Genomic DNA, 7,832 nt, shown 5'->3' with positions numbered 1-7,832 from the left:
CCCCTAAATTAAGCTCCGACAGTAGAACCTGACTGTTTATATTTTCTATTGATATTTCTAGACGGTTAGGATGTGAAACATCACACTTAAATAGCGCAGTATTAGTGTGGCTGGAAGCACAAGCAGATGAACTAAAAATAAGTCCAAGCAAAGAAATGTTACGCAGCATTTTTAATCGAAGCATATTTTTTGTAAGCCTTTTCTAATTTGACGTCGTATTGATTTTTCTGATACTCAGAACCATTGTAACCACGAGCAAAGGCAGCCCAATTTTTATCTCTTATATGTTCACCTAAGCCAGACTTTTGGATAAACGTAACAAAAGCCTCAAGTTGTTTCTTCTCCGACTCGAATACAGCTTTAACAAAGGATTCAGCGGTAACATGACCAGCTAACTTGAAATTAAAGCCCATAATTTGGAAACGTCCCCAAGATGCGGAGCGGATTGCTGCATTTGAATTCAGTTCAATCGCTTTATTTAAACGTACGTATTCTGAGATACCACCAACGTACAGACTTCGATTCCAATGCCGACTTGAAATACTCGGATGACTGTTATCGTAGGCTCTTGAAGTGAGTCTCGAAAATATATGAGCCTCAAACAAAATCTTTGGCTTACCATTGCTAAAGTAGGCTTCTCCTCGGCTCTCAACTTCAGCTACAGCTTTAATAGCAGCGACTTCGCATCCAAGAGTTTCAGCTACTTTGCTATAATCCAAGTCCGTCAACGCATCTCTTGAGCCAACCAAGGGTAACGTATATGCCACCGCAGTCTCAGGTGTTCGTTTTAAATACTCATTTAGCTTACGATGGCTTCTTCCATTCACATCTATCCTTCCATCTGGACGAGCCATCCCAACAAGGTTTTTCTGAAAAGCTTTAATTGCGGCGACAGTCTTGGAGTTTTCCGGTCTAGAGCCTAGTTTCCCATCCACTTTAAGCTCCTTTACTCCCTTTAAAGAACCAAGCAATTGGTTAATAGACCTTTGTACCGTACGAATATCAACATCCACATTTTTACCACCCAAGCCAACAGAGCCGCTTATTCTTATTGAGGCCATGAAAGTACCTCCTTTTTAAATTTTGGAGGAGATTGTCATGCCCAATAAAGCTTAGAAAAATATCATTAAGAATTGTTTTCAATAATTTAGGTCAACTATGCAATACCTCATCCAATATTTACATAACAACGTATTTTCACTCGACGCAGATAACAAAAAACCCAGCACTATGGCTGGGTTTTGGTGTTCTAGTGGCTAATGCATTAACCGATGTGCGTTGCGCCGCCCATGTACTTCTGAAGTACTGCAGGGATTGCAATGCGACCGTCTGCTTCTTGGTTGTTTTCTAGGATAGCGACCATGGTACGACCTACAGCTAGACCAGAACCGTTTAGCGTGTGTACAAGCTCAGGTTTCTTCTCGCCTTTACGACGGAAACGCGCTTGCATACGACGAGCTTGGAAGTCCCACATGTTAGAACATGAAGAGATTTCACGGTAAGTTTCTTGAGCTGGAACCCAAACTTCTAGGTCGTAAGTTTTACGAGCGCCGAAGCCCATATCACCTGTACAAAGAACCACTTTACGGTAAGGAAGCTCTAGAAGTTGTAGAACTTTCTCAGCGTGACCTGTTAGCTCTTCTAGCGCATTCATTGAATCTTCTGGCTTAGTGATTTGTACTAGCTCAACTTTGTCGAACTGGTGCATACGAATCAGACCACGAGTATCACGACCGTATGAACCCGCTTCTGAACGGAAACACGGCGTGTGAGCTGTCATCTTGATTGGTAGATCCGCTTCGTCAGAAATCGTGTCACGAACTAGGTTCGTTACAGGTACTTCTGCCGTAGGGATTAGAGACAGTTTACGTGGCTCTTCGTCGTTTACTTTTTCTGCTAGAGGCTCTGTGTGGAAAAGGTCTTTACCGAACTTAGGAAGCTGACCAGTACCGAATAGGCTGTCAGAGTTTACTAGGTAAGGTACGTACATTTCTGTGTAGCCGTGTTCTTCTGTGTGAAGATCTAGCATGAACTGAGCGATTGCACGGTGTAGACGAGCAAATTGGCCTTTCATCACGATGAAACGTGCGCCAGTGATCTTAACTGCACTTGCGAAGTCTAGACCGCCACCCATTTCACCTAGGTCAACATGGTCTTTTAGTTCGAAGTCGTAAGTCTTAGGCTCACCCCAACGAGAGATTTCGACGTTGTCATTTTCGTCTTTGCCATCTGGCACTTCATCTGCTGGGATGTTTGGTACAGAAAGCGTGAATTCGTCTAGCTGAGCCATTACTTGCTCAAGTTCAACTTTCTTCGCGTCAAGATCGCTACCTAGAGTACCGATTTGTTTCTTGATCTCTTCTGCGCCTTCTTTGTCGCCAGCCGCCATTTTTTGGCCGATTTGTTTGGAGATGGAGTTACGCGTGGATTGTAAATTTTCTACTTCTACTTGAATGGACTTACGTTGTTCTTCAAGTTTACGAATAGTCTCTACGTCTAGCTTAAAGCCACGACGCGCCAGTTTAGCAGCTGTTTCATCCAGCTCTGTACGAAGTAATTTAGAATCCAGCATTGTTAATCCTATGCTTTTTGTTGTGAAATCACGCGCACTTTCCAAGCGTACGCGTTAAAAAAATTTACTGAACAAATGTATCCAAAAACGCCTACTTTTCATAGCGCTTTTGTTGGCTATTTGCGTCTAATTTAGCCAAGTAATCTAACTTTTCGCCGATTTTGGTTTCTAGACCGCGATTTGTTGGCTGATAATACTTACGATCCGCCATTTCTGGTGGCAAATATTGCTCACCGGCTGCATAGGCACCCGGCTCATCGTGAGCATAACGATACTCTGCTCCATAACCCATGTCTTTCATCAAACTGGTAGGTGCATTTCGAAGGTGATGAGGCACTTCATATTCAGGTAAGTTATGAGCATCTGTGAGCGCTTGTTTCCATGCCACGTACACCGCATTACTTTTTGGCGCGCACGCTAAGTAAACGATCGCCTGTGCAATCGCACGTTCACCTTCTGCCGGACCAACACGGGTAAAGCAATCCCACGCGGAGAGTGCGACTTGCATGGCTCTAGGGTCCGCGTTGCCAACATCTTCCGATGCTATCGCAAGTAATCGGCGAGCGATGTAGAGCGGATCACAACCTGCAGCGATCATACGTGCAGCCCAATATAAAGCGGCGTCTGGATTTGAACCACGAATGGACTTGTGAACCGCAGAGATTAAGTCGTACCAGATATCACCTTTGTTATCGAAGCGAGAGACCTTTTCTCCCGCAACTTCCGCAAGCAACTTAAGCGTGATTTCTTTTTCACCTTGCGCATTGTCTTCTGCCATATCGTATAGCAGCTCAAGGTAGTTAAGAGACATGCGAGCATCACCGTTAACTAGCTCTGCTAGGCGATCTAGTACGTTATCGGCGAAATGTGCTGGTATATTCCCCAAGCCGCGCTCTTTGTCGTTAATCGCTTGATCAAGCGCCAGCGATATTTCGCTCTGGCCAAGAGAAGTCAACTTGTAAACGCGAGCACGCGAGAGTAATGCGTTGTTTAACTCAAACGAAGGGTTCTCTGTAGTCGCACCGATAAACGTAACCGTACCGTCTTCAATATGTGGTAAAAACGCATCTTGCTGTGATTTGTTAAAGCGATGCACCTCATCCACGAATAAGATAGTGCGGCGACCTGCCATTTTGTTCTCACGCGCTTTGTCGATCGCAGCACGGATCTCTTTAACGCCAGACGTCACCGCAGATACACGCTCAACTTCGGCGTTGGCATAGTTTGCTGCCACTTCCGCTAATGTAGTTTTACCTGTGCCAGGTGGTCCCCACAAAATCATCGAGTGGATGTGCCCCGCCTCTAGCGCTCGGCGTAGGGGTTTACCCGGACCTAAAATATGCTGCTGCCCAATATACTGTTCGATTGTTTGTGGTCTCATACGAGCAGCAAGGGGACGAAAATCTTCGTCCCCTGAGAAATCTAACGTGTAATTACTCACTACCAATTAATTCCTTTGGTCATCCACTTCCACGCCATCTGGAATTGTGAATGTAAATCTGTCTACCTTTGGTTTACCAAGCTTAACATTACTAAAAGTAAACAGCCCTTTCTGGCCATCTTGCTCAATGACGTTAAAGCCTTTCACTACGCCTTTTGTATCAATATTAATCTGGAATTGGCCTTGAGTAGAGTCAATTGCCGTTGGAATGAGCGTAAACTCATTACCTTTCTGAGAAATCTTATAGTTATCCCAGTCGCTTGCTCTATTGCGAGTTAACAGCACAAATGGTGTTTGCTCGGTCGCTTGCTCTTGCCAGTAAATGCTTACTTGCTCAATGAATGGGCTGTAATACCACAACGTCTTGCCATCAGATACTAAAAGGTTTTCATCAGGGAAAGTCGTACTCCAACGGAACAAGCTTGGACGAGCGATTTCAACCGTGCCCTCACCTTCCATTACCGTTTCACCTTCAGGGCTGATCACTTGCTGGGAGAAATCGGCACTGAAACCCTCGTTCATTGCGAGACGTTTATTGAGTTCATCTTTGGGAGATGCTGCATTCGCAGCTGAGAAGAAAGAAACGCTTAAAACTAGCGCTGAGAAAAGTTTCGCTGAAAATCGTTTTTTCATTCAGATACCTATCAGAGGGTCAAAGACCTAAAGTTACTCACCTCAATTGGACTGAAGTGAGTAAAACAAGTTCATTAATCTTTTGGCGGCGCAGGAGCTAAAACTTCGCGGTTACCGTTGTGACCCGGTGCACTCACGATACCTTGCGCTTCAAGTTGCTCAACAATACGGGCGGCACGGTTGTAACCGATCTTAAATCGACGCTGTACGCCAGAAACAGAGCCTCGACGTGACTGAACTACGTGCTCAACGACTTGATCGAAGAGTGGATCCACATCTTCATCCGCTTCCATTTGCTCACCTGGCAATAAGCTTTCTGGACTTTGATCTCCGCTGATGATCTCTTCAATGTAGTTCGGTTTACCACGCGCTTTCCAGTTGTTTACAACAGCATGAACATCATCATCTGATGCAAATGCACCGTGGACACGAGTCGTATGGCTTGAGCCTGGTGGTAAGTACAACATATCACCCATACCAAGCAGTGATTCTGCACCACCTTGGTCTAGAATCGTACGGGAGTCTGTTTTAGTCGATACCGTAAACGCAACACGAGTTGGAATATTCGCTTTAATCAGACCAGTGATAACATCCACCGATGGACGCTGAGTCGCAAGAATTAAATGAATACCTGCCGCACGCGCCTTTTGTGCCAAGCGTGCAATCAGTTCTTCTACCTTCTTACCAACCACCATCATCAGGTCAGCAAATTCATCGACAACAACAACGATGTAAGGCAGTTTTTCTAACAATGGCGGTTCCGTATCCATACTGTCGCCTTCTTGCCAGAATGGATCATGAATTGGGTGACCCGCTTCTGCCGCCATCTTCAACTTCTCGTTAAAGCCTTTCACATTACGAACGCCCAATGCCGACATCAATTTATAACGACGTTCCATCTCACCCACACACCAACGTAGAGCGTTTGATGCGTCTTTCATATCAGTCACAACTTCAGAAAGAAGATGAGGGATACCTTCGTAAATAGAAAGCTCTAGCATTTTCGGGTCAATCATGATGAAGCGCACATCTTCTGGACCTGCTTTATATAGCATGCTCAAAATCATCACGTTCACACCCACCGACTTACCAGAACCAGTTGTACCTGCTACTAGCACGTGAGGCATCTTCGCGAGATCAGCCACAACAGCTTCGCCCGCAATGTCTTGACCTAACACAACCGTTGTTGGTGACGTTGCTTGCTCAAACTGAGGGCTACTGATGACATCAGATAAATAGACCGTCTGACGACTCATGTTTGGCAGTTCCAAACCGATGTAAGGCTTGCCAGGGATTACTTCTACAACACGTACAGCCATTGCAGACAATGCACGCGCTAAGTCAGTTGAAAGACCAGAAATACGGCTTACTTTTACCCCCGGCGCCAAATCAAGCTCAAAACGAGTGATCACTGGACCAGGATAAATCCCCACCACGTCGGCTTTGATTTTGTAGTCCGCTAGCTTGCTCTCAACCAATCGAGCGACCTGCTCTAGCGCATCTCGGTCGATAAAGTTTTCGCGTTTTTCTGGATGGTAAAGCAACTCGAGCGTTGGAAGTGGCTCTTCTGGAACAGGCAAGTTTTCTTCTTTCTGTACCAAAAATGGGTTCTGTGTCGCTGCTACTTTGGCTTGCGCACTAGAAACCATGTCTTGGAATGCCGCTACATCTTCGTCGCCATCTTGAACCTCTTCAACCTCCGCTTTTTGAAGTGCAGGTTCAAATGTTGTTGAAGGTGTTGCCACTTGCTGATGAGGTGTTGCTGGAGCTGGCTGTACTTGTTGTACAGACTGTGACTCCACTTCGTCTTCATCGTCTAACACGTCAAAATCAGAGATCGTAGGTTCAATGTGTTGGCTCGATTCTGTTTGCTCCGTGATGCTATCTAGCGCAGCGGAATCAATTACAGGCTCTTCATGCACAGGATGCTCAATACTTGGCTGCTGTACTTGCTCTGCTTCAAATTGTTCGTACTCCGCATAATCTGGTTCAACACTGATCGGTTCTTCTGTAGCTGTATGTTGCTCTACATAGGAAGAGTAAGTGTCTGCAAATGATGGGGCAGCCTGTTCTTCAGTTCCCCAGTCATCTGCTTGTTGCGCTGCAGCTTCAAGCTCTTCTATCGTGACATTCAGCTGCTTGGTACGCTCCAGAAGCGGATCAACGTTATCAGTATTCACCGCATGGACAGGTTGCGTTTGGGGCTCATGAGCATAAACTGGCGCAGCATTAACCGTAGCCTTGCGTTGTGGTGGCGTTGGTTCCACTATCATTTGTTCCGCTGGCTTCTCAGGTTTAGCGTGCGGCATATAAATAGGATACTCATGTGCAGGCGCCGATTCTTTCGGCTCATCGACATCGAACGCCGTTAAATGAGGAAGCGGCTCATCATCAATGTCATGGTCTACGTTATGTCTAGGCGTAGAGACTTTATCTTCCACGAACTCATCTAGCTGAGGTTCTAAAACTTCTTGCTCAGAGCCTCTGATCTTATTTGCAAGCGCCGCAATTAGCGCTAATGCGCGATCTCCAAGCCACTCAACGATGTTAAGCCATGAGATGCCAGTAAAGAGAGTAAAACCCGCTCCCCATAAGAACAGCAGTACCAATGTCGTGCCAAGTACATTCAATGTAGGTAAAGCTAGGCTAGACAACACGTCCCCGACGACACCACCGGACGAGAAATACCAAATATCATCAAAATTAATATCGGCTAGACCACAGCTAGTCATTATAAGGACGACAAGGCCGAGTAACCTCGTACCCCATAACATGAAATCAATGGGCTCATCTTCTCCTCGTTTACGGCAAATCACCCATGCAGCCGCAGCTAGCAAGAAAGGGATGGGATAAGCGAGAGAGCCAAATGTGAAGAATAGTGTGTCCGCAAGCCAGGCGCCGAAAAGGCCACCAGCGTTATCGATCTCCCCTCCCCATGCGGTTTGAGACCAGGAAGGATCGGCCGGACTGAAGGTAAATAGTGCAACCGCAAGCAATACCGAGCTAAGAACGCCAACGATAAAGCAGCACTCTTTTAAGCGTTGGAAGCCATTTAAGCGTGAAGACTGGGGCTCTTCACTGGTTTTGATAATGGTTTCGACTTTCTTTGCGTTCTCTTTGAACATAAATCAACTTGAATATGGAAATGAAATAGGAAATTGCAAAACATTCCGAGCGGCATCAAGC

At 45.8% G+C, this 7,832-nt stretch carries 5 protein-coding genes; all 5 read right to left on the bottom strand.

Features of this window, described 5'->3' with window-relative positions; genetic code table 11:
- Nucleotides 1-158: 158 nt before the first annotated feature.
- The 5 genes from CAG69_RS01340 to CAG69_RS01320 all read right to left on the bottom strand — a co-directional run bounded on the left by CAG69_RS01340 (nucleotide 159) and on the right by CAG69_RS01320 (nucleotide 7,771).
- Nucleotides 159-1,061, bottom strand: a complete 903-nt coding sequence (locus CAG69_RS01340; RefSeq protein ID WP_017634398.1) for an N-acetylmuramidase domain-containing protein — start codon at nucleotides 1,059-1,061, stop codon at nucleotides 159-161.
- Between the two features lie 203 nt (nucleotides 1,062-1,264).
- On the bottom strand, nucleotides 1,265-2,572 hold the full coding sequence (serS, locus tag CAG69_RS01335) for a serine--tRNA ligase (RefSeq protein ID WP_053807197.1): 1,308 nt from the start codon (nucleotides 2,570-2,572) through the stop codon (nucleotides 1,265-1,267).
- A 91-nt stretch (nucleotides 2,573-2,663) separates the two neighbouring features.
- Nucleotides 2,664-4,019 (bottom strand): replication-associated recombination protein A, encoded by a 1,356-nt coding sequence (locus CAG69_RS01330; RefSeq protein ID WP_202600664.1) that lies wholly within the window; start codon nucleotides 4,017-4,019, stop codon nucleotides 2,664-2,666.
- The gene (lolA, locus tag CAG69_RS01325) at nucleotides 4,020-4,646 is read right to left on the bottom strand and encodes an outer membrane lipoprotein chaperone LolA (protein WP_005390816.1); all 627 of its coding nucleotides are present in this window, start codon (nucleotides 4,644-4,646) and stop codon (nucleotides 4,020-4,022) included.
- Between the two features lie 74 nt (nucleotides 4,647-4,720).
- Nucleotides 4,721-7,771 (bottom strand): DNA translocase FtsK 4TM domain-containing protein, encoded by a 3,051-nt coding sequence (locus CAG69_RS01320; RefSeq protein ID WP_161442337.1) that lies wholly within the window; start codon nucleotides 7,769-7,771, stop codon nucleotides 4,721-4,723.
- Nucleotides 7,772-7,832 lie beyond the last annotated feature (61 nt).

This window comes from Vibrio sp. V43_P6S15P86 (assembly GCF_009904725.1).
GTDB lineage: Bacteria > Pseudomonadota > Gammaproteobacteria > Enterobacterales > Vibrionaceae > Vibrio > Vibrio diabolicus.
The sequence above is the reverse complement of the archived record's forward strand: the minus strand, read 5'-3'. Positions and strand labels throughout refer to the sequence as shown.

What these genes read in the sequence shown, in the direction of transcription:
- CAG69_RS01340 (WP_017634398.1), bottom strand. Translation starts at nt 1,061, where the DNA reads ATGGCCTCAATAAGAATAAGCGGCTCTGTTGGCTTGGGTGGTAAAAAT.
- serS (WP_053807197.1), bottom strand. Translation starts at nt 2,572, where the DNA reads ATGCTGGATTCTAAATTACTTCGTACAGAGCTGGATGAAACAGCTGCT.
- lolA (WP_005390816.1), bottom strand. Translation starts at nt 4,646, where the DNA reads ATGAAAAAACGATTTTCAGCGAAACTTTTCTCAGCGCTAGTTTTAAGC.
- CAG69_RS01320 (WP_161442337.1), bottom strand. Translation starts at nt 7,771, where the DNA reads ATGTTCAAAGAGAACGCAAAGAAAGTCGAAACCATTATCAAAACCAGT.